Raw genomic sequence first — 22,517 nt, forward strand, 5'->3', positions numbered from 1 at the left:
CGAAGGTCGGGATACATCCCATATAGGCAGTTAGATGGTTCGAACCCCTAAGAAAAAGGTCAAAAAAACTAAGGTATCCAGAGCGGGTGCTCATAGTTCTAGTAAAGGCCCTAAAAAAAGAGACCGAAAGGCAACCGAGACCGCTTTGATGAAGGCGGGGATACAAGTTTTTGCCAAAAAAGGATATGACGCAGCGACCACTAAGGATATCGCCAAGTCTGCGGGAGCCAACGAGGCTCTTATTATGCGTTATTTCGGTGGGAAGAAGGGACTCTTAGAAGCAATCCTAACTAGAACAGACGACCTAGGCGATTCAGCTGCAGGAAAAAAAGAAGAAGAGACCAAACAACTTCATTTGGATGAGGCTTTGGTCGAGTCCATTACGGAAAGATGTTCCGATTTCAAACATTATTCAGACTTCATGAAAGTTGCAGTCAGTAGGATCATCTTAGATCCAGACGTTAGTAGAATTATCCAGACCAAAATTTATACCAAAGCTCTTCCTGAAATGATCCATGAGTTGGAAAAATTTAAAAAGGGAGGAGAGATCGATCCTAAAGCAGATCTGAAATCAGTTGCGTTTGGTATTTCTTCTTTGACCTTTGCGCTCGGATTTATGGCTCAAGTGGTTTATAAAATTCCGGAATCGGAAATCAAAGCTACTATAAAAGAAATGGTGAGGATCTTGCAGAAGGGCTTAAAGCCAGACTCTAAATAAAAAAGCCGAGACCATTATTAAGGCCCCGGCTTTTTTCAGAAAACTTTTACTTTTTGGCGCCGATCAAATTCAAAGCGCTTCCCGCCTTAAACCATTCAATCTGCTGAGCGTTGTAAGTGTGGTTTACTTGGAATTCATCCTTACTTCCATCTTTATGATGTAAAACTAATGTAAGAGGAGTTCCTTCTTTAAAACCAGTAAGTCCGATAATATCAATCTTATCGTCTTCTTTGATCTTGTCATAATCCGCCTTATCCGCAAATGTCAAAGCAAGCATACCTTGCTTTTTCAGGTTTGTTTCATGGATACGAGCAAATGATTTTACAAGAACTGCTCTTACTCCTAAGAATCTAGGCTCCATAGCAGCATGTTCTCTGGAAGAACCTTCTCCATAGTTTTCGTCTCCGATTACTATGGAACCAATCCCTTGCGCTTTGTACTGGCGTTGGACTTTAGGAACTTCGTCGTAAGATCCATTTAGTTGGTTTTTCACACTATTAATCTTTTCGTTAAAGATGTTCGTAGCTCCAATCAAAAGGTTATTGGAAATATTATCCAAATGTCCTCTGAATTTCAACCAAGGACCTGCCATAGAGATATGGTCAGTTGTACACTTTCCTTTTACTTTGATAAGAAGGTTCAGTCCTTTTAGATCAGTGCCTTCCCATTTAATGAAAGGAGCGAGCAACTGTAAACGATTGGATTTAGGATCCACAACCACTTGCACGCCAGAACCGTCGGCTGCTGGAGCTTGGTAGCCAGCATCTTCTACATCGAACCCTTTTTTAGGAAGTTCGTCTCCATTTGGAGGATCTAATTTTACCTTCTCCCCTTTTTCATTGGTAAGAGTATCGTTATTCGGATCAAAAGTAAGATCTCCCGCAATTGCTAATGCAGTTACAAGCTCTGGAGAGCCCACAAATGCGAAAGTGTTCGGGTTACCGTCGTTCCTAGATTGGAAGTTACGATTGAAAGAGTGAACGATAGTGTTCTTCTCCTTCTTATCCGCGCCTACCCTGGACCACATTCCGATACAAGGGCCGCATGCGTTCGCAAAAACTTTTGCTCCAATCTTTTCGAAAACTTTAATAAACCCGTCTCTCTCTATCGTGAAACGAACTAGTTCAGAACCTGGAGTGATTGTGAACTCAGCCTTAGGTTTTAAAGATTTTTCTGCTGCTTGATTAGCAAGAGAAGCCGCACGAGCAATATCTTCGTAAGAAGAGTTTGTGCAAGAACCGATCAAACCCACTTCTACTTTTGTAGGCCATCCATTCTTCTTAGCCTCTTCTTTCATTTTAGAAATTGGAGTAGCTAAGTCAGGAGTAAAAGGTCCGTTCAAGTGAGGTTCCAACTCGGAAAGGTTGATCTCAATCACTTGGTCGAAAAATTTATCAGGATTTGCATAGACTTCTGGGTCAGCGGTGAGGTGTTCCTTCACCCCATTCGCTAAATCAGCGATATCCGCTCTATTAGTAGAACGAAGATACCTTTCCATAGACTCATCATAGGAGAACGTAGAAGTAGTTGCTCCGATTTCAGCTCCCATATTGGCGATAGTTCCTTTTCCAGTACAGGAAAGGGAAGTAGATCCTTCACCGAAGTATTCTACGATTGCACCTGTTCCGCCTTTTACGGTAAGAATTCCGGCTACTTTTAAGATAACGTCTTTTGCAGAAGTCCAACCGTTTAGTTTTCCAGTTAACTTCACTCCAATCAGCTTAGGCCATTTAAGCTCCCAAGGAAGACCAGCCATAACATCGCAAGCGTCTGCTCCACCAACTCCGATCGCAACCATTCCCAAACCACCTGCATTTACAGTGTGAGAGTCGGTTCCGATCATCATTCCTCCAGGGAATGCATAATTTTCTAATACTACTTGGTGGATAATTCCAGCTCCGGGTTTCCAGAACCCGATCCCGTATTTGTTGGAAACAGAAGAAAGAAAGTCGTATACTTCTTTGTTTTCAGTAGAGGCAGTTGCTAAGTCTGTAGAGGAACCAGTTTTTGCAGTGATCAAGTGGTCACAGTGTACTGTGGAAGGAACTGCTACCTTACTTCTACCTGCGGACATGAATTGTAATAAGGCCATTTGCGCTGTTGCGTCCTGCATTGCAACGCGGTCCGGGGCAAAATCAACGTAAGATTTTCCTCTTTCGAAATTGGAGGAAGGTGTTCCTTCCCAAAGGTGAGAATAAAGAATTTTTTCGGTCAGAGTGAGAGGTCTACCGACCACTTCTCTGGCTTTTTTAACCAGGTTCCCGAGTTTTTCATACCGGGCACGAATCATATCTATATCAAATGCCATTGTCATCTCCGATGATGGTTTCATCGTCTCTTAAGGTCGGGGTGCTTGTATAGGATTTTTCCGCCAAAAGGACAATTTTAAGAATACGGAATATCCGTTTACTATTAGATTAGACGAAAGAATGTAGAGAAGAGTCTGGAGTTCCTGCCAGAAATTAGAAGAGAGAAGAAAAGGGAGATAACTCCCCCTTCACTTGACGATTTGGATATTCACTCGTCTATTTTTTTCCGGACTTTGTCCCTTCCCCTCGGGAGAAGAAACTACTTGAGAACCTTTCGCTTCTAAAATGAAACGAGAAGTTTCCAAACCATTTCCTAATAAATAATCCCTGACCATCTCGGCTCTGAGCTGGGAAACTTTCAAGTTCACCTCTTCGGTTCCTTCGGAAGAAGCATGTCCAATCAGAACCGCCTTAGCATCCGAATGTTTTTTGAGAAGAAGGGTAAGAGAATCCAGGATCCTTCTTTGGGATTGAGGAATTTTTATATCATTCTTATCAAAAAGGATCGGAGAAGCTTGGATTTTAGAAGCAAGTTCCGCGTCCTTTCCGGAAAAATTCGCTGATTCGTGCTTCTGAGAGAAGAACCCGAAAATACTTTCCTTCTCCGAAGAAGAAGTTTCCTTCTTCTCTTCCGCCACTTGCTTAGGTTTGCTTTCTTTAACTTCTTCCGTATGACTAACGGATTTCTTTCCGTTGTTTCGAAATGCATAATAGATTCCTATTCCGAAACCTCCAAGAATAATAAGAGAAAGGACTAAAACGGGAATGCTATTCTGCTTTTTCGCCTGGCCTGCGGAAGGAGTCGGGATATATCCTCTATAAGGTTCAGAATGTTGAGAACTCATAAGACTGATCGCTTCATCGTGAGAAGTGTATTCCTCTTGTGGAGAAGATTTGGTTTGAGTATGAGAAGATTTTTCGGCGGCCCATTTGCGAATTTCAGTACGAAACCATTCGTCTGCTTTTGCAGTAAATTGGAAATTTTCACGGACATATTCCATCGTTTTCTTTTCGATGTCCGTATAGGTATTATTATCCTTCACAGCGTTGAGAAGTTTTTTTGCATCTGCGATTGAAATACGGCCGTCTTTTTTGCCTGAGGTAGCCTTCTCCGCTAACTCGATCAGGCCTCGATCATATTTTTTGCCTTTTATAGTGACGTAATAATTCTGTTTCTTAGTCATATTCTCCGTCCGTACTAAAAGCCATGAATCTTTTTATTCGAAGAACCCTTTTCAAGGTAAATCAAATCTTAAGTTAAATTGATAGAAGATCCGTGCAACAAAAGTTTTGCGAGGCCTATATTCATTATCGAACCCTCTATGATGCTTTCTTAATTCTAAATGAAGTCAGAAGAGAATAAAATCCGCAGTTTTCAAATTTCTCGCCAATATGGGCTAACTTCTGAGAGGGAGTTCCTTCCCAAAAGTACCATTAGAAGTCGATCCAATCCGATGGAAATTCCAGAACATTCTGGAATGCCTCTCTCCAATGCTTGAAGGAACTCCTCGTGAACTGGAAAGACTTCCTTGCCTAACTTTCTTCTCAACTCTTGCTCTTTTTCGAAACGAGCTCTCTGTTCTATCGGGTCCAAAAGTTCATAAAATGCGTTAGCTAATTCTATATTTCCGAAATATAATTCGAACCTTTTCGCCGCACCGTTTTCAATTCTAGAAAGAGCAGCCATTTCGGGAGGATAATCATAGACGAATTGAAATTCCGAAGTGAAGTTTGGTTCTAGTAAGTTTAAGAATATTAAAAAAAAGCAGTCTTCATATTCCATTGAATCGAAAGAGAGATTTGTTAGAGATAATTCCGTTACTTTTCGTTCTAAGGAATTTCGGTCCCAATCTATGTTTGCCCAATTGGAAAGGAGTTCCTTCACTGATTTTCTTTGGAATTGTTTTTCTGGAAGAGGAAGACTTAACTTATCCGCAATCCATCGAATAAGCTCTTCGAGAAGATCCATCGCCTGGTGTAAATCAGTGCCAGTTTGATAAAATTCCAGCATTAGGAATTCTGCAGTATGGTAGGAACTCCCTTTCTCCCCTGAACGAAACGTATGGGCGATCTCGTATACCTTTTTCGCACCTAAAGATAAAGCTTGCTTGAGAGAATATTCCGGAGAAGTAATCAGATATCCCTTCTCAGCACCCGAGGGAGATCCTACCATAAATGGATCCAAATACGGCTCCATCCCCGGAATTTTTTTCAAAGATGGAGTATCAACCTCGAGGAATCCTTTTTCATAAAAAAAAGTTCTCGTAGCATGTAAAAATCTGGATCGAAATGACAATATTTCTAAGTTATTCAACTTCATCTTTGAATATGAACGCTCAAATGGCAAACTAATCCTTTAGAATGGGAAACTACTGTGGAGTATAGCCGAAAATACAATTACTTTGAAATAAGAAAAAAGCCCAAGGCTGTCGAGATAGAACCTCTTCTTTCAGAAGTAAACGACCAAGTATTGGGTGAATTAAACTCGGTTTTAGCAATGGCCTTTTATGAAACAAATCGGCATGTAAAATTGGAAATATCAAAATTCGAGACTTTACCGTTTCCGGTAATAGAAAAACTGATCAAATACGCCTTAGATTTGAGAGAGAAGAATCGAGTGCTAATACTATCCAAACCGAGACCTCCGATTCGAAAATACATTAAGACCTTTTCTTTAGAGGAATTAATTCTGATCCTCTGACCTTCTCCTTCTTTCCGGAATATTCCACGCATGAAAGGATAATTTTAATCCGAGATTTCCGAGTAGTAACAGAGTTCGAGCACTCAAAGCAGTTTCTTCTAAATTACCATTATTGAATTCAACAGAACAATAAAGTACGACATTATGTTTTTCGCAAAAACTTTGGAATTCTTTGCGACGAGGGGCAATTCTTTCTAATAATTCTTGGATATGATCTTCTAATGGGGAACTTGCATCTCTTTTCGAGTGAATTTGCCACAAGGAAGAAGTGACGGATTTTCCAGAGATGGCAGGAACTCCTTTGTTCACTGACAAGTCCGGCCGAATACCAAGGGTTCTGGTTACTTCGTGAACATCCAACCCGGGCTCCGAAACAGCAATAAGCGCCCAACTCCTGGGGAAGGAAGGATTACTGTATTTCATAAACTGTCCAAAACCAGACTTTTCACATTAAGAAATAAGAATTCTCTAGAAATACCATTATTGATGAACAGCAAAACCTTCGAAAACGCCAAACATATAGCATTTTTCGAATTTTTGTTTTCCAATCAATACATTTAAAATCCCATTTTTTGCTATGTTACAATTTTGGTGGGAATAATATGTTGTAATGAGGTTAAATTTAACATCCAATACACCTGAGGCGCTTATGAAGAATATTCTGGTAATTGAAGATGATCCGGACATCGGGAATTTAATACGAAAGTCATTAGATTCAGCTCATTACCGAACTACAATTCAAACTTCTGGCGAAGAGGGCCTTAAATACTATAAGGCAAATCACCCTGACCTCCTAATTTTAGATCTCTCCTTACCTGATATAGACGGGATGGATGTATGTCGAACAGTCCGAAGATCTGACGAGAATACTCCTATTTTTATAGTTACTGCCCGAAATGAAGAAATAGATAGAATAATGGGACTTGAGTTAGGCGCGGACGATTACATCACAAAACCTTTCTCGGTAAGAGAATTAAAAACTAGAGTAGATGTATTCTTTCGTAGATGGGACAAAAAGGCTGGTATTAAACCGAATATTGGAAGCGGCGGAGAAATCATCAGAGGATCTTTGAAAATCGATCCAGTTCGTCGTAGAGTCACTTTGAAAGACCAAGTGATCAATATCTCCCGAAAAGAATTTGATATTTTACAACTAATGGCAACTTCTCCAGGAAAAGTTTTCTCCAGGGAGATGATCTTAGAAGCAGTTTGGGGAATGGAATGGGATGGATTTGAAAGAATGATCGACTCTCACATTAAAAGAATTCGCTCCAAATTGGAAAAGAATTCAGCTCAACCTGAATGGATCGAAACAATTTGGGGAATTGGTTATAGATTTACTGATAACTATGAAGGTATCGTAATCATAGATTAGATCTTTAAATTACCGAAAATCCGTTCTTAGACTATTTTTAAGGACGGATTTCTGAGGAGTTCCTTCCTAAAATTAATTTCATCATTCGTATAACTCGCAGTTTGTAAAAAAATTCGCTCCATTTTTCCATTCCGAAACCCGGGTCTTCTATGGAAAAAATAAAACCAACATATCACCGTTCCTTCTCGCAAAACATAACTTTGGGAAATATACTTAAAAAGAAACGTAATGTCTCTACCCTTCTGATTCCTCCACATTTGGAAAAATACGTTCGCAAACAAGGCATCAACTATTTACTACGAAAAGCACTTTCGAGCCAGCGAAGAAGTTTTCATTCAAATAAACGTATTAATTCTAAATCCATATACACGAAATATCAGAACATTCGAGGAAGATCGAAGGAAAATAAGTATATAAAATTTAACTTCAGACCAAGATCAGAAGATTGGACTCAACTCAGAAGTCTCGCCATTAGTCATGGAGTTTCAATGTGTTATTTATTTGTACTATTATTGGAAGAATATAAATCTAAAGGCTTTTCAAATTCAGAAAAAATAATTTGGCAAGTAAAAGCAGTCATACATGCAAACTTTGATTCAAATATCTTCTTTCGAGAACTATGGATTTCAGAATACCAACTAGCGAAATCTGATTTTAGAGTAAAAAGAAAAGATCCTCATGGGCCAAAAATCGCTTAAAGGACAGAGTATTTACTAATCATATATATTAAAGATTACTTAGAGAATTTTCGGCAGAGATAGCAAATTGCAAATCAAAGCTGGATAATCCCTTTAAACTGTGAGTATATAGTTCCACTCTAACAGAACTATACGAAAGAAGGATTTCTGGATGGTGATCCATATCATTAGCTATATTTGCAAGGGCCGTTATGACTTTAATTCCATCTAGATATTGAGATAATTTATATACTCTAACGATTTTTGGAATTACGTCTGCCGAAATAACTTCCCAAGTAATCGGGAGTTCCTTCTTAATTTGCTCGATTGAAAGTGGAACTGGAGAATTTTCCATGAAATCTTAGAATTAGAGCACTTTTTTCAAGGCCTGCTTGATCTTCTCTGCATCATCAATAGCGCCATTTGAAAGAGATCCTGCACGTGCCATCAAGTTAACGGCTCCATCCATTCTCGCTTTTAGCTCTTCGATTTTGTGCAATTGATCATTTAGAAAAGCGAGTTTAGATTCTATCTCCATTTCTTTTCTTTCAAGAAGAAGTTTATAGTTCTCTAATTCTTGGATCTTCTTGCGGGTCTTTTTCGCCTCGCTATCCACATCTTTGCGATAATATTTCTCTAATTCTTTTTCTGCCTGAGCGTGACGATCGGCTTCCGCCTTAAATTCTCGCTTCAAATGTTTCAGAGCTTGGCGATACGCTCTATTGTATATTCTCTGTCTTTGAGTTCTTCTTATCTTAGCTATTTTAGATAATAAATTCATGTGCCATCCCCTTTTTACTTTGCATCGACCGGAATGGTTTTCGCTTCAATTTCTATCCGTTTGCCGGTTAGACCTAATATATCGACTTATTTATCCCTACGGTCAAATTTAAAGTCCTTAATTTTTGCGATTGATTGATTTCAAGATGTAAAATTCTTGAAATTGATTAGCTATACTAACATAAAAGTATCTGGAGGGCGTTCTTATGTCTAAAGGTGATAATCTAAGCGAAGAACTCCAAATTTTGAAAGATAAGGCCAAGCAAATTACTGGTAAGGCCCGGGAGGAATACTTGGAACACGTATCTGACCTAAAGGAAAAATTAAAGCAAGTTACTGGTGAGACCAGTGAAAAGGCTAAACAAATCATCGATCAAACAGGAACTTATATCAAAGAAAATCCTCAAAAAGCAACTTTGATCGGATTAGGAGTCGGAGTCGGGATAGGCGTTATGATAGGAATGCTTATCGGTCGCAGAAAATAATAACGGAACCTCCATTGGCCGCTAAAAGAACGGATTCAGAAGAAATTCCTTACGAAAATAACGAGAAGCAGGATGGAACTTCCTTTTCAAGTTTCGAGCTGAAGGAACACCTGCTCGCTTTCATCAATTCAATAGCAGAATATTTTGAAACTCTTCTTCTTTACGCAAAGAAAATCGCAACGGAAAAGATTGTATTGGGCATCCAAGCCTACGTATTCTTTCGAATTGCTCTTTTCTTTATTAGTTTAAGTGTAATATTCTTTCTCGCTGCCTTTTTTCTCTATTTGCAGAGACAATTTGCAGGAGATCCGCTACCGGCAGCCTTGGGAACTGGTGGTCTTTGCTTTTTCATTTCCTTGTTAGGTGTTTTCGCTCTTATTCGGAAGCTTAAAGCGTAGAAGTGGAAGGAACTCCCGCCCATGAGTAAAGCTAAGACCAAAGAAAACCGTATCTTCTCCCTGAATCCTCTTTCCGGACAAGATTACACCCCATGGAAAGATCCCTCCGAAATGAGTAAGGAAGAACTCCAGCTTTACTTACAGATCAAAAAACTGCAGGTTCGGCTGAGTTTCGAAAGATTACAATCTTCCATTAGTTACACTGGAATGATAATTGAAGCCTTCCAAAGCCTAGGGCTTCAGGATTGGGTCCTAAAATTACTGAACCAAGAGATCGAGGATACTCCAGAATAGTCTGGAGTTCCTACCAAACCTTACTTCACCTCTCGGATCTGGATCGTCTCCACCCTGTCAGCGCCCGCAATAATATCAGATAAGATTACAACTTGATCCCCGTCCTTCACTCGGCCGCTCGACTTTAAAGTTTCAATCGCCAGCTTGATCGTTTTCTCAGGGTCACTGGAAAAATCGATCCGGTATGGAATTACACTTCGGGTCAGCCAAAGTTTACGTCTGACAGTAGTCATATTGGTGAAAGCGTAGATAAGTGGGAACCTAGGATGGAAGGATGCCACGTTCAAAGCCGTAGTTCCCCTTCTGGTAATCACTATAATTGCAGGAGATTTGATAGAATCAGAAAGCATCGCCGCTGATCGAGCCATTTCTTCCTTCTTGTTGGAAGGAACTCTTTCCAAAACATAACCTAATCCCGGCGCCTTCTCCACTCTTTCCGAGATTTTATGGAGCATATCCACACAACGAACTGGGAATTTTCCTGCGGCAGTTTCGCCGGATAACATGATTGCATCTGCTTCTTCAAAAACCGCGTTGGCAACATCAGTCACTTCCGCCCGGGTAGGAGAAGGATTATTGATCATGGATTCCAAAAGATGAGTCGCAACGATCACTCTTTTTCCTTTGATCGCACATTCTCGGATAATAGCACGTTGGATTAGAGGAAGTTCTTCAATAGGAAGCTCTACTCCAAGATCTCCTCTTGCTACCATCACGCCATCAGCAGCTTCCACTATTTCTAACATGTTCTTAACGGCTTCTTGGTCTTCTATCTTAGCGATGATATCAGTATGACCATTATTTTCTTCTATGATCTTACGAAGTTGATGGATATCTTCCGCAGAACGAACGAAGGAAAGAGCAATAAAATCCACATCTTCTTCTAAACCAAAAAGAATATCCTTTTGGTCTTTCTGAGTGATAGAAGGTAAGTTTACTCGGATACCTGGAAGATTGATATGTTTGCGAGAGCCTAATTTTCCACCATCGACAACTTTACATTTCAGAGCAGTCTCTTGGATCTCTTCCACTACCAAATTGATTAAGCCGTTGTCTACTGTAACCCTGTCTCCGATCTTAAGGTCTTTCACGATATCGCGATAATTTACGAAAACAGATTGTTCCTCGGATTCTTCTCCTGGAATGATATGAAACGTAAAAGACTCGCCTACTTTTAAGTCCAAATGATCTACTTGCAGATCTCCAGTCCGAATTTCCGGACCTTGGGTATCTAATAAGATCGCAATAGGATGTTTTAATACATCTTTATTCAGGGATTTTATAGCTCGAATTATGGATCTATGGAAATCATGATTTCCGTGAGACATGTTCAATCTGGCAATATTCATCCCAGCTTCCGCAAGGGACTGGATCATTTTTTTGTCGGCGGTTGCTGGGCCAATCGTGCAGATAATTTTAGTTTTTCTGAAATTAACTAATTCATTTTTCATGTATATTCGGTTTTATTAAAATTGCTCTAATGATCCGAGCTCAGATTTTAGGAAGGGTCCTGTTCAGAAAATCTTCGAAAGAAATATAAAAATCGAACTTTTCCTGTTCAGGCATGCCCGCGTTTTTCTGCTCGTCTACGATCCTCTTCGCCTTATCCAGCAAGGCCTTGCCGTTCTTTTTCAAGAACCTTCTGCTAATAAGGATCGGAAAAGAATACTGCTCTTCCTGATTTCTAACCATAAAGGAATGGATTTCCTTTTTTGCATTCTTTTTCAGAAAGTTGATCAGAGTATTTTCGTCCATCTGACCGCCTAAAGCCTGTAAGAGATATTCTCTATCCGGAAGTTCATCCTGGCCCCAAGCGTGGTCTATTACATCTAAAACGGCAGAAAGATTTCGTTTAATCTCTGCTTCCTGTTCGGAGCTGAGTCCTGAACTTCTTGCAGGAGCACTTGAGTCTGAATTTGCAACCGCAGCTGCTGCTCTTGCTTTTGCAGTTGCCTCGGCTGCTTCTCTGTCTTTTACTCTTCTTTCGGCTAGCTTGACTTTTTCTTCCTGAGCGAGTTTGGTCCTTGCCTCTAGGATTTTTTTATTCTGCTCTGAGGCAAGTCTTGCTCTGATCTCTTCTGCTTCAAATCTATGAACTACATTATTTCCAAAAAGAGATCTGAAAAATCTGGTGATAAAAGGAAGATATTTAAAAAGAGAAGAATATTCCAACTTCTCAAATTGAGAACTTGCCTCACGAGACTCCATCATGTCCCGGATATTCATTTTTGCTAAAACACGGATCTCACTATCATTCCCAGTCGCAGTAAGGACCCTTTTTGCAGTCTCGACTGCACCGTTGATACAATCTTTGTGAAGAACAAAAACGTAAAGGCCCTTCTTATCTGCAAAATCAGCACTCATGATCATATCATGATTGACGATCAGATTTTTAACTTCTTCTTCAATAGGTTCTCCGCGGAAACGAAGATAATTCAAATCGACCAAACGATTTGCAGATTTAATATAATCCAGTAACTCGGAAAGTTTTGCCTTCTTTTCTTCTTTTTCTTTTTTCTCCTTCTCCTCTTCTTCAAAATGGATAAGAGAAAGAAGCTCCTCAACTGCAGTTTTTTGATCACCGTAAGCTGGGCTTAAGAAAGGAAGGACTTGTCCTGCAATAGAGCGAGTATTCTGAAGATCTTGTTCCGAAAAACTGCCAAGAACACCGATCCTTTGCAATTCTGGAATAATTCTTTCGTTCAGATACTTTTTATAAGCATCTAGCCTAGCGATAATTTCATCTTGGACATTATAATAAAAAACAGAACGGTTTCCTGGACTTAAAGCATTCTCATTTCTATAAAAATACAGAATTCGAGAATCTACTAACTTTTTAAGAACTGGTTTTAGATGAATATTGATAGTGGTTTGTTTTAAAACAGGAGTAACATCAAAATTATCCTGAAACAAATTCCCGATCTCGGAAGAAGCGTAGGTCTCACTTAATTTATTATTATCAATACAATCGTAGATCCATTTCTGGAAACCTTCTTTCCCAGGAAATTGCCTCTTCTCCTTTACCCATCTTTGTATGGAACTGAAAGAAGTTTGGTTCACTCCATCCACATATCTATGGCTAGAGCCTGCATCCGTTTGAGAAGGTCTGGCAAATACTGTGATCAATCTTAGAAAAGAAGCAATCTTCCCATCAGAAGAATCGCCGGTAGGATTATAATCCACCATGCAGATCTTTTTTATGATAGGAGGATTTTGGCGCGCGCTCATCTCTCTAAGATAAGCGTTTACCCTTTCCTTATCTAAGGTAAGTTCTCTCGAAAGCTGTTCCGCGCTGGGAAGAATTTTATTCGCTACGAACTTTTCAGTCCAGTCGCCAATGATCAGAACTAGTTTATGAATTCCCTTGTACTGGAAATCCCCTCTGGCCTCTAAGGCTTGGGTTAACTGTAAGGCCGAGTTATAATCCGCTACCTTGAGTTCCGGAGATTGGGGATCCAGCATGAGTCATCCTCTTCGACTAGAGTAGGTTTTTCCGATACATCAATTCCGCGTTTAAAATCGCGGCACCGGCAGCCCCACGGACCGTATTATGACTTAGGACAACATATTTCCAATCTAAAATCGGATCCGGTCTAAGTCTTCCCACTACGGTAGTCATTCCTCTTCCTGTTTCCAGGTCGAGACGAGGCTGAGGTCTGTCTTCTTCTTGACGATAAAGAATCGGAAAATCCGGAGCGAGAGGCAACTTTAATTCTTGAGGCTCGCCTTTAAATGAAGACCAGGCTTCTAAAATTTCGGATTCCGTTGGCGTCTTCTTGAATTTCACGGAAACACAAACAGTATGCCCGTCGAAAACAGGAACTCGATTACAATGAGCGGAAATTTTAAAATCCGCATTCACAATCTTGCCACCTTCGGTCTTTCCAAGACATTTCAGAGGTTCGATCTCGGCTTTATCTTCTTCTCCGCCTATAAAAGGAACTACGTTCCCCAGAATATCCATGGTAGGAACTCCCGGATAACCTGCTCCGGAGATTGCCTGCATAGAGAATAACATAACGGACTCTATACCGAATTTTTCGTATAGAGGTTTAAGAGAGATAGTCACTCCCATGATCGTACAATTGGAGTTAGTCACGATCTTACCTGGAGTTTTTTGGCTTGCGAGCACATCCAAATGGTTCGCGTTCACTTCTGCAGAAAGAAGAGGAACATTCTCCACCATTCTATGATTTTTAGAATTAGAAATAATATGGATACCAGCTTCTGCAAAAGAAGTTTCCACTTCTCCTGCGACAGAAGCGTCCAGACCTGAAAACGCCAATTTCACACCTGGAGTAACCTTCGGATCTGGTAATGTGATAATTATGTCACTAGCGTATTTAGGAATATCGCCGGAAATCTTCCAACGCTTCTTCATAACGTCTGCATATGTTTTGCCTGCGCTATTCTCGGATGCGCATAGATGGGTTACCTGAAAATAAGGATGGTTTTCCAAAAGTTGGATGAACCTTTGCCCGACGGAGCCAGTGGCTCCCAAAACAGCTACGTTAATTTTGCTCATAGAACTTATTTACCGCTCTCAGACTTAAAGTCTGCATTTCATTGTTTTTTTCTATTTTTTTCTAAGACCACGGACTGTCATTCGACAAATTTAGATATGAGAGAAGCATACTTAGAATTCATCTTATGAGTTCCTTCAAAAGTGAGATGATGGAAATCCCAAAAATCTGTCGAAGGTAAAGTCCGGCTTAGATCCACAAAATTGTCCCCGCCACCGCTAATTTCTTTCAGATAAGATAAATGCTCTTTATACCATTCCGAATCCCCATACCAGGAAAGACTGACTGGGTTTTCAGGATTGTTTATTAAGAGAAATGGCAAATTCTTCTCTTTGAAAAAAGAAAGTAACTTCTTCATATAACGAAAATGAAGAATTGGTCGGAACTTTTCTTTTGCGATCTTCTTCTTAGAGTCCGCCAATACCTGAATGTACTGTAAACCTGGTCTTTTTTTTAGATCTGTAAGAAGCCTAAAGTAAAAGTATTCTTCATATTCCTTATCGGACATCCCTAGAAAGCGTAGGTCTTCCAACCTTTCTTCTCTCACCGGTCTTTTATCCAAAAGAGAAAGATTATCTTCTTTCCCAAAAAGCTGTTGGAGTCTAATTCCAAGAATATCCCGAGCCCAATCTTTATGCTCTGGTCCCGCAAAATAAGGGATCCAAGTATTAGAAACTTCTGCTCTGATCCAGTGATCCTTCTCCCCTTGGTCCAAAAACTTAGGATCTAGAAGAATTTTTTTCCAACCGGGACTCTTAAACTCCAAGGTCTGTTTAACAGTATGAGAAGTATTTTCCAAGTTCAGGATCAGCTTTCCATCCTTAAGGACTTCTTCCACTACCTGGATATAAAAACCTTTTCGAGCCATATAAGGTTTAGGCTGAAAAGAAAAAACTTTTCCGGTCCAACCCCTAAAGGTTACCTTTTCCGGAATGTCTACGCCGTTATACTCTCTGAAGCTGGTGTTCCTACCAAATCGATGTTCATAAAGAGAAGAAGAAATTTTCCAATAAATTTCCTTATAACGATAGGAACCAAAGATAGAAGCAGCTAAATATTCCGCACTCTTCTCCAATCCTATTAAATCCCAAAATTCCAAGAGACTTTCCAACGGAAAAATGATCTTAGATTGTGGAGCATCCCTAAAATCCAAAGCATCCAGGATAAGTTTGGATTCTTCTGCGGTTTCGTTTTTACCATTTTTAGGATCCAGAACATAGGTCCTATATAATCTCCAATCCACAAAGTTTACCGGATATACAACAAGATCCGGAGACAAACTTAAGAATTGATCCTTCATCAAGTAAGCATCCATAGGAGGCATACCTGCATAAGATAAAAAGATTATCTCTAGATCTTTCCCAGTGACCTTACGAAGTTCTTTCTCTAAGTCTTTCGGGTTAATAGAATAACCTGTAACGCTGGAACCTATTACTAAAACGCGGAATTTCTGCTTCGAAATCTTTTCGAAAGTTTTAAACTCATGTAAAAAATTATAAAAATAATCTGCTCCCCAAGAAGATTCGTTAGGCAAAAGCCAAAACGAGTATCTGAACAAGAAGAAGTCCAAAAAAAATACTGAGATAATTATAGAAAATAAGATCGTTAACTTGGAACGGGACACAGTTCCATAAACTGAAAGTAATTGCCTCTTTGTCCAGAAATTGTTTCGTTTTCTACTTTACCTAGGATGAGGCATTGGCCACGATTCCCAAGTGGTTTGGCTCTGGACTTCGATTATCATTTTCCTGGCCTCACTTATATTTTCCCTATTTTCTGCGCCTAAAGAAATTTTCTGGAACATAGAAGCTTTATATCTTCCTTCTGTGTTAATCGACGTGCTTCGGGACGGAGGTTCCTTAAGGGCCTGGTCATTCGCTCCCACACCTTATTTTTTTCCAGACTTGCCGATCGTTTTTATATTCGGTTATATCACTGAGAATGTTTTTAGGACATTAACACTCTACGCGATCTTCCAAACCTCTTTACTCGCATATCTTTTAGGAAAATTCATCCGTGCAATGGAGCCGAAAATGCCAAGGCCCCAAAGTTATGTATTTAGCTTGCTCGCACTTTCTTTCCTATTTTTGATAGCTGAAAAATTTCCGTTATTATACTTTTTATATTTTCCATCCGTACATATCAGCGCATTCCTCACAAGCCTCTGGATCTGGCCTTATTTAAAAAGAGAGAGGGTCCCAAAATATTCGATCTTCCCTCTGCTTTCTATACTCACAGTTTCAGATAGGATCTTAATTTTAGAATTATATCTGCCCACTTTGCTTGCATGGGCGAGGAGGTATGGTCGTTGGGGAGTTTCCTTTCCGCTGATTTCTATTCGATTTTTCGCGACTGGTTTAATCGGATTAGGGCTTAATTCTTTCATAAAAATATTTTTAGCGATCAACTCGCCAAATAAACTTTCTACACTCGAATCAATCTCACATTGGTGGGCAGATTTTTTCAGCGCAATACTGAGCCTAAAACTTTCAGGGATCTTTCTAGCATTCGCAATCCTAGGCGGAATTTTATGTTTAAGAAAGGGGAAAGAAGCCGGGCATAGTTACGGATTTTTAGGATATTTCCAACTCAGTCTTTGCATTTTACCACCCTTACTTGGGCTATATTCCGGCCAAAATTCACTCAAATACAGCCTTCCTGCAATCGTGATGGTCCCTGTATTATTTGGGATTTTACCTTCTATCAAGAACCAAAATTATCTGAGCCATTCTAGAAATTTCGCATTTTTAGGACTGATATTCGGGCTTGGAGTATTTGCTGCATTTGGAGAAGAAGCCGGACAGCTCAGAAATCCATGGGAATCCATCCGACCGCCTGAAACAGTCTGTGTGGATGAATGGAAAGAAAAAGATTCATTTGTATTCGTACTTTCAGAGCCTCGGAAAGCCAGACGAATACTCACATATTCTGAAAAAAGAGTCCTAGCTTACCCGATAGATTTTAGCACATTAGAAGGATCATATTCAGTTTCCAATAAAGAATGGTTCCTATTCCCGCCAGAAGGCCCGATCGCAATATTGCCAGAAGGACTCGGAGAATCCAGGATCAAATCATTCTATGGAGAACCTTCTCGCGTTTTAAATTGTGAATCCGGAAACGGAAAAATTTGGGTCTACGATGAAACAGAAAAGATCAGAGATTATCTACAAAGACCAATTCAAAAAACAAAATAAATGAACGGCTGAGCCTCGGAAGAGAATACAGCTCCTAATAAAAGCCCCACACCAACCAAAACTCCGAAGATTACCGGATGTAAGCCTTCATAAAATTTACGAAAACTACCATCCTTCTCGTCTCGATTTCCGATCCAGGTCGCAACAAAAAATAAAAAGAATGCAATAAACAAAATACGCAAAGAAGAAAGAGCCGGATCCGCACCACTCGAAAATCCGAAAAGTTTTTCGAAAACAATCCCTGTAGTTTTCCAATTTGGAGATCTAAAAAACACCCAACAAAGAACTACAGCTAAGATCACAAAGATCCTATAAGAGAACCTTCCTAAAATTCCAGATCCATTTTCAGGGGAGAAGAAACCGGGCCAAAATTTTTTACCCAATCTTTCTAATCCTAAGAAAATACCGTGAAATCCTCCCCAAACCACAAAATTCCAACTCGCACCATGCCATAAACCACCCAAAAGCATGGTCAAAAATAGATTTATATAAGTTCTGAGTTCAGATTTACGATTACCGCCCAAAGGAATGTATAAATAGTTCCTGAGCCAAGAAGATAAAGAAATATGCCATCTTCTCCAAAAATCAGAAAACCCTGAAGCAAGATAAGGCATCCTAAAATTTTCAGTTAGCTTAAAGCCAAGAAGAAGAGCAGAACCCAAGGCAATATCAGTATATCCGCTAAAATCACAATAAATTTGAAGAGAATAGGCAAAAACCGCTGCCCATGCATAGGCACTCGAAAATTCTAAAGGAGACCGATAAAAAGAATCCGGTAAGATAGACAGTTGATCTGCAATCACCACCTTCTTCCATACACCTATCAAAACTAAAACGAGACCTTCTCTGAGAGGGAGTTCCTTCCATGCTACCCAAGTCTTAAGCTGAGGTAAAAAAGTCTTTGCCGGAACAATCGGTCCCGCAACCAACTGAGGGAAGAAGGAAAGAAAGAGTGCATAATTCCAAAAATTTTTCTCAGGCAAAATTTCTCTTCTGAACACGTCGATTGTGTAACTTAGAGACTGAAAAGTGTAAAAAGAGATACCTACAGGAAGCACAATGCGCCATACAGGAAGACCCAAATTTAGCCCAAATGCCGAAAAAGCGGCATTTCCAGACTGCATAAAGAAAATGAAATATTTAAAAAAAGCTAGAACGCTAAGATTCAAAATAAGAGAAGCAGAAAGTAAGATTGCACGAGACCTTCCATCCTTTTGCTCCATTGTCCTGCCAATCCAATAATCCAGGATTGTAGTTCCGAAAAGAAGAAGCCCAAACTTAGGATTCCAAGACATATAGAAGAAATAGCTTCCGGCTAGCAAAAATGGCTTAGGGACCCACTCTGGAAGGAATTTTAGTCTGGGAAGAAACCATCTTAGCCCAAATATAAGCAAAAAGAAGAATAAAAAGAGAGGAGTAGTGAAATTCATTACTTAATTTTAAGCATTCATCGATTCTTGGGAATAGTAGCCTATTTTTAATCTTATCTTAGATTGTTTTTAATCATTTTTAAGACTAATAATAATCCTATTAAATGGTCCACTTGCAGCGAACTCCGCAATTGGGGCAGTCTGCAGTGATTTCTGCCTTAACACGCTTTCCTTTAGGTGTTTCCACCTTCCCAATAGCCACAAATTCGAAGTTTACTCCCTCTGGAACGTAGTGCCCCCCACCATACTTAGCAGAACCTTCGATTAAATTTGAGCAGGCGTGGCATTTTACCCTTAATTTGATTACTTCGGCCATTGGAAGAGGATTTATGATCCTTCCTCCTTCCGCAAGAAGAAAGCAATATGGCCTGCCAAAACCTCATGGGGGTGTTAAGTTGATACACATGACTTTATGTCAGTAATACGCGGGGCTTTGAGCCATTCTTAATCCCAAATAAGAGCCCCTTTACATAGCCTTTTGACGGATTCAATGCAAAGCCAAGAATGACAGGAATTCCTTTGTTGCCGCCCAAGGATGGACAGTTTTGTCAAAATAAGGCAGCAAGCCTCTCGTAAAGAAAAAGCGCTGACTTACTGAGTGACGCCTGAAAGCAAATATTAGGCTCTATAACGTGAATTCCCTGCTTTTTATAGACAATTTGCAAGGTGCAACTTAGGGCCTGCCTGCCCTAATCTTCATTTCTATCCATTTCCCGGAGAGCCCTTATAATCAAAACTAAATGCTCATATTTGGGCAGTGTCGATAGGTGGCGAATAAGCGAACTATCGCTCATACACTGATAGACTGCTCGACTATCCAATACATTTAAGAGCCTAGCCCACGGGCGATTTTAAGTCGTTTCCAGGGCAGATATTGCCCCTTACTTTGCGCGATTTTTCCCAACCGCATTCATGAATTCCTCGAATTTCAATCAGGCAAATGTCGAATTTTGCTGCTTATGATTAGGCACTTATGTAAGAGTCTCAATATAGGCATCGAAAGTCGAATTTTGGGCAGAAATTGCCTATTCATATACGCATGCGCCCATAAGCGGGCAGTTAGGCAGGGATACTGCCCTTTTGTGGAATATGAATTTTGGCCCTGTGCGCAGCACAGGGAGATTTGGAAAATTTAGGCTCTTTTGCGAGCTGGAACTTGTTTTTTGGAGGGAGCGGATTTTTTAGGGGATAGTAACTTCTTCTTCTCTTTTTTTGATTCGATGGCGCTTGAATCAAAGTTCACATCCAATCCCATTTTCTTATTTCGTTTCACCATATATACGAAATGTCTAACGTACTGAGCGTAAGGTTCAGGCACAGATTTAGGATCGAAGTCTAAAGGATTTTCTAAAAGAGAACGGACCACTGTTTGGTTCAGATCTTCTTTGCTTGTGACCATAAGAGTTTCTAATCTGCGAAGAATTTCGTGATCGTTCACCTCACTAGTGACTTTCTTCATCGCATTCAGAAGCCTCTGAAAAGAGGTTCGTTTGATCTTCACGGCCATATTTGTTAAGTTAGAATTTCTGGGGTCGGACGACCAGAAGAAAATTTATAACAAGTCTCGTCCCGCGCAGATGTTACCTTTTCAAGTGATGATTTCAATTCTGGGTTTAGGGTCTGAGCTTCCAATTTTTCTGCGGAGAATTTTATATTCAGAGTTAGTGCTCCAGCTCGGCTCATGGTGCTCGCCATTGACGACCCACCTACTCGCCTTTGGCCTGCGCTTTCCCAGTAGAAGATCCTGCTTTCGTAGAATTTCCCAAAAACCAGGGTAATGCCCCCTATTTGGTCGAATTCAGGGCTCAATCCCGTTCCCAGTGCATTCTCTGCAGTTTTTCCTGAATCCACAGTATTCGTGGCAGGAACTCCAGGCCCTAAGAGTAGATTTCTTTGATTTTCGGCAGAACAGACTGACTTAAGTAAGGAGCCTTCCCCACTTAAATATAGGGAAATTACAGACTCACATCCGGATACCGCGTCCGCATAAAAATCTCCTATAACGAAAGAAGTCTCATGATCTCGAGTTCGCCCTTGGGCTTGGATGCTTGGTAGGAACTCCAGACCAAGTCCTTGTCCGACATTCATATTTGATAATAAAACATTCAGACTAAGAAGACAATTTTGTGAGAAGATTGAAGACTCCGAAAAATTTTCAGAAGTCGATTTTCGATTTTGGATCCCAAGTTCAGAGTTAGGATTTTTCCCCTTCTCTGTTTTTTGATGCGAAGAAATTTTTGCGACTCTACCCGGAGCACCATCATCTGCCAGAAGAGAATCTAGATCCGGAAAGTCGGATAATCTTTCTTCTTCCGAATAAGAAATTCCTTCGGAGAGAATTTGATCCACTTCTTCTTGGTAGATTGATTTTAGTTCTTCCGAAATAAACTCTTCTGCCTCGGACATATTTTGAGAAGAAAGTTCTATATCAGAACCCTCTTCTGCGAAGGCAGAACTCGAGCCCAAAGCCAGGGAGGCAATAAGCAAGAACTGTACCAAAAAATTATGTCTCATTCGAAAAAACATGACAGTATAGCCCATTTTTAACCGTTTTTGAGGGAAATGGAAGCTTTTTTTACTGTTTTTCCAGGAATTTAGGCTGTCTTCCGGAACAGTCTCTTAGCTCTGAGCTTCCATTCCCAAAGCACAATTTCTTGCTCTTTGTTTTCTGCTCGGTCTTGTTCTTTTTCCAAAAGTGCGTAGACCATATAAGCGATATCTTTTGAGAAACCTTTATCTAGTTCTGCTTCGAATTCTTTTTCTTTCGTTTCTAAAATTAAGCCCGCGAGTCGGAAGCCTTCATCCAAATTTTTTAATTTTGGTGCCCAGCCTTTTAACTCTTCTTTATTATCATCGTTTCGGATCATCACATCCAAGAAGGTCCGGATGAACGCAACCTCTTCTGATTTTAATGTGAATTCCAGGAGTAGCTGTTTTACTTTTTCCAGGTCCATTTTTCGAAGATGGATCCTAGCAAGGAAGACTGGATTTTTGGAGTGCATATTTAAATTGCCCTTCTCCAATAAATCCGTGGCCCGGACCTTATTAAAGTCTACGATACTGGATTCTTCCCGGAGACTTTTTTCCAATTCCTCTTTTCCAGGGGATGGCTTTTCCCCCACTGCCCCGATTTTTTGAGCCACCTTTCTTTTGATGATGAGCATGTTCAAGGAAGGGAACCTAATTTTCAGAGCCACCAATTCTTGGCGTGGGAACTCCTCATCCAAAACCAGGTGATGCATTTCTACACCCTCTTCTCTGGCCCTAAGCAGACTATCCACTCGGTCATAATGGTAGATGATTACTGGCAAAATATCGCACTCGCTTCCGCTGTTCAGGAAGATGGTCCGGACTTCGTTTCCGGAACTGGAATGCTGGTAAGGGATCACTAGTTTCCCCTGTTTTACGTTTACGAAACTCAGCTCTCCCAGCCTAAAATGGGAGAGGTCAAAATCCTCTCCTAAAAATGCGATCCTAGGAACCGAAACCACAATGGACTGGTTCCTAGCTCCTTTCGGGACTTCTGGGCCCCTGGAGGTAAAGACTACGTACGTCATTTTTCCGAGGCGGACTTTTACTAAAAATCCGGCCGGAGTTTTTCTTTCTTCGTATAAGGAATCTAATTCCAAAATT

Annotated in this window: 22 protein-coding genes; 7 read left to right on the forward strand and 15 right to left on the reverse strand. The window is 40.2% G+C overall.

All coding sequences use genetic code 11. The features are described from left to right. The first annotated feature begins 34 nt into the window (after positions 1 to 34). Entirely contained in the window at positions 35 to 718 is a 684-nt protein-coding gene (locus CH362_RS12395; RefSeq protein ID WP_100710665.1) for a TetR/AcrR family transcriptional regulator, read from the forward strand. A 46-nt stretch (positions 719 to 764) separates the two neighbouring features. On the opposite strand, the gene CH362_RS12400 is transcribed toward CH362_RS12395, so the two are convergent. The 4 genes from CH362_RS12400 to CH362_RS12425 all read right to left on the reverse strand — a co-directional run bounded on the left by CH362_RS12400 (position 765) and on the right by CH362_RS12425 (position 6,151). Continuing rightward, on the reverse strand, positions 765 to 3,026 hold the full coding sequence (locus CH362_RS12400) for an aconitate hydratase (RefSeq protein WP_100710666.1): 2,262 nt from the start codon (positions 3,024 to 3,026) through the stop codon (positions 765 to 767). Between the two features lie 189 nt (positions 3,027 to 3,215). After that, positions 3,216 to 4,211: an OmpA family protein gene (locus tag CH362_RS12410; protein ID WP_100710667.1), complete on the reverse strand. Its 996-nt coding sequence runs from the start codon at positions 4,209 to 4,211 to the stop codon at positions 3,216 to 3,218. 191 nt (positions 4,212 to 4,402) lie between these two features. After that, a complete protein-coding gene (epmA, locus tag CH362_RS12415; protein WP_100710668.1) occupies positions 4,403 to 5,347 on the reverse strand; it encodes an EF-P lysine aminoacylase EpmA in 945 nt (314 codons plus the stop codon). A gap of 363 nt (positions 5,348 to 5,710) precedes the next feature. Continuing rightward, the gene (locus CH362_RS12425) at positions 5,711 to 6,151 is read right to left on the reverse strand and encodes a DUF4279 domain-containing protein (RefSeq protein WP_100710670.1); all 441 of its coding nucleotides are present in this window, start codon (positions 6,149 to 6,151) and stop codon (positions 5,711 to 5,713) included. Between the two features lie 226 nt (positions 6,152 to 6,377). Between CH362_RS12425 and CH362_RS12430 the strand changes: the two genes are divergently transcribed. Both CH362_RS12430 and CH362_RS12435 read left to right on the forward strand, forming a co-directional pair. Beyond that, complete coding sequence (locus CH362_RS12430; protein WP_008588853.1) at positions 6,378 to 7,103, forward strand: response regulator transcription factor; 726 nt, start codon at positions 6,378 to 6,380, stop codon at positions 7,101 to 7,103. Positions 7,104 to 7,252: 149 nt separating this feature from the next. Next, positions 7,253 to 7,801, forward strand: a complete 549-nt coding sequence (locus CH362_RS12435; RefSeq protein ID WP_100710671.1) for a DUF1564 family protein — start codon at positions 7,253 to 7,255, stop codon at positions 7,799 to 7,801. A 28-nt stretch (positions 7,802 to 7,829) separates the two neighbouring features. On the opposite strand, the gene CH362_RS12440 is transcribed toward CH362_RS12435, so the two are convergent. Both CH362_RS12440 and CH362_RS12445 read right to left on the reverse strand, forming a co-directional pair. Beyond that, positions 7,830 to 8,135 carry a 4a-hydroxytetrahydrobiopterin dehydratase gene (locus CH362_RS12440; RefSeq protein WP_100710672.1) on the reverse strand — a complete coding sequence of 102 codons (306 nt, stop codon included), beginning with the start codon at positions 8,133 to 8,135 and terminating at the stop codon, positions 7,830 to 7,832. Between the two features lie 12 nt (positions 8,136 to 8,147). After that, on the reverse strand, positions 8,148 to 8,561 hold the full coding sequence (locus tag CH362_RS12445) for a TraB/GumN family protein (RefSeq protein ID WP_086445698.1): 414 nt from the start codon (positions 8,559 to 8,561) through the stop codon (positions 8,148 to 8,150). A 205-nt stretch (positions 8,562 to 8,766) separates the two neighbouring features. On the opposite strand from CH362_RS12445, the gene CH362_RS12450 reads away from it, so the two are divergent. From CH362_RS12450 to CH362_RS12460, 3 genes are read left to right on the forward strand one after another with little or no spacing between them, the layout of a single operon-like run. Continuing rightward, positions 8,767 to 9,045 (forward strand): DUF883 family protein, encoded by a 279-nt coding sequence (locus CH362_RS12450; RefSeq protein WP_100710673.1) that lies wholly within the window; start codon positions 8,767 to 8,769, stop codon positions 9,043 to 9,045. 14 nt (positions 9,046 to 9,059) lie between these two features. Next, positions 9,060 to 9,443, forward strand: a complete 384-nt coding sequence (locus CH362_RS12455) for an LBF_4227 family protein (RefSeq protein WP_100710674.1) — start codon at positions 9,060 to 9,062, stop codon at positions 9,441 to 9,443. 21 nt (positions 9,444 to 9,464) lie between these two features. Beyond that, positions 9,465 to 9,737: a hypothetical protein gene (locus tag CH362_RS12460; protein WP_100710675.1), complete on the forward strand. Its 273-nt coding sequence runs from the start codon at positions 9,465 to 9,467 to the stop codon at positions 9,735 to 9,737. Positions 9,738 to 9,757: 20 nt separating this feature from the next. Here CH362_RS12460 and pyk read toward each other — a convergent pair whose 3' ends face one another. From pyk to CH362_RS12480, 4 genes are all read right to left on the reverse strand, one after another. After that, positions 9,758 to 11,188 carry a pyruvate kinase gene (gene pyk / locus CH362_RS12465; protein WP_100710676.1) on the reverse strand — a complete coding sequence of 477 codons (1,431 nt, stop codon included), beginning with the start codon at positions 11,186 to 11,188 and terminating at the stop codon, positions 9,758 to 9,760. 40 nt (positions 11,189 to 11,228) lie between these two features. Next, on the reverse strand, positions 11,229 to 13,199 hold the full coding sequence (locus CH362_RS12470) for a hypothetical protein (RefSeq protein WP_100710677.1): 1,971 nt from the start codon (positions 13,197 to 13,199) through the stop codon (positions 11,229 to 11,231). A gap of 16 nt (positions 13,200 to 13,215) precedes the next feature. Then, complete coding sequence (gene asd / locus CH362_RS12475; RefSeq protein WP_100710678.1) at positions 13,216 to 14,262, reverse strand: aspartate-semialdehyde dehydrogenase; 1,047 nt, start codon at positions 14,260 to 14,262, stop codon at positions 13,216 to 13,218. Between the two features lie 77 nt (positions 14,263 to 14,339). After that, positions 14,340 to 15,884: a hypothetical protein gene (locus tag CH362_RS12480; RefSeq protein WP_100710679.1), complete on the reverse strand. Its 1,545-nt coding sequence runs from the start codon at positions 15,882 to 15,884 to the stop codon at positions 14,340 to 14,342. 91 nt (positions 15,885 to 15,975) lie between these two features. Here CH362_RS12480 and CH362_RS12485 point away from each other — a divergent pair, with 91 nt between their 5' ends. Next, complete coding sequence (locus tag CH362_RS12485) at positions 15,976 to 17,454, forward strand: hypothetical protein (protein WP_165780265.1); 1,479 nt, start codon at positions 15,976 to 15,978, stop codon at positions 17,452 to 17,454. Here the strand turns inward: CH362_RS12485 and CH362_RS12490 are convergent. The 5 genes from CH362_RS12490 to CH362_RS12510 form a co-directional block, all read right to left on the reverse strand. Next, positions 17,439 to 18,884, reverse strand: coding sequence for an MBOAT family O-acyltransferase (locus CH362_RS12490; RefSeq protein ID WP_100710681.1), 1,446 nt, complete (start codon positions 18,882 to 18,884; stop codon positions 17,439 to 17,441). The genes CH362_RS12485 and CH362_RS12490 overlap by 16 nt on opposite strands. A 100-nt stretch (positions 18,885 to 18,984) precedes the next feature. Next, entirely contained in the window at positions 18,985 to 19,200 is a 216-nt protein-coding gene (locus CH362_RS12495) for a hypothetical protein (protein WP_086445707.1), read from the reverse strand. Positions 19,201 to 20,016: 816 nt separating this feature from the next. Continuing rightward, a complete protein-coding gene (locus CH362_RS12500) occupies positions 20,017 to 20,391 on the reverse strand; it encodes a phosphatidylinositol phospholipase (protein ID WP_165780266.1) in 375 nt (124 codons plus the stop codon). Positions 20,392 to 20,396: 5 nt separating this feature from the next. After that, positions 20,397 to 21,371 carry a hypothetical protein gene (locus CH362_RS12505; RefSeq protein ID WP_244280576.1) on the reverse strand — a complete coding sequence of 325 codons (975 nt, stop codon included), beginning with the start codon at positions 21,369 to 21,371 and terminating at the stop codon, positions 20,397 to 20,399. Between the two features lie 107 nt (positions 21,372 to 21,478). Continuing rightward, the gene (locus tag CH362_RS12510; protein ID WP_100710683.1) at positions 21,479 to 22,513 is read right to left on the reverse strand and encodes a hypothetical protein; all 1,035 of its coding nucleotides are present in this window, start codon (positions 22,511 to 22,513) and stop codon (positions 21,479 to 21,481) included. Positions 22,514 to 22,517: the final 4 nt, after the last annotated feature.

It is taken from the genome of Leptospira saintgironsiae (genome assembly GCF_002811765.1).
Taxonomy (GTDB): Bacteria; Spirochaetota; Leptospiria; order Leptospirales; family Leptospiraceae; genus Leptospira_B; species Leptospira_B saintgironsiae.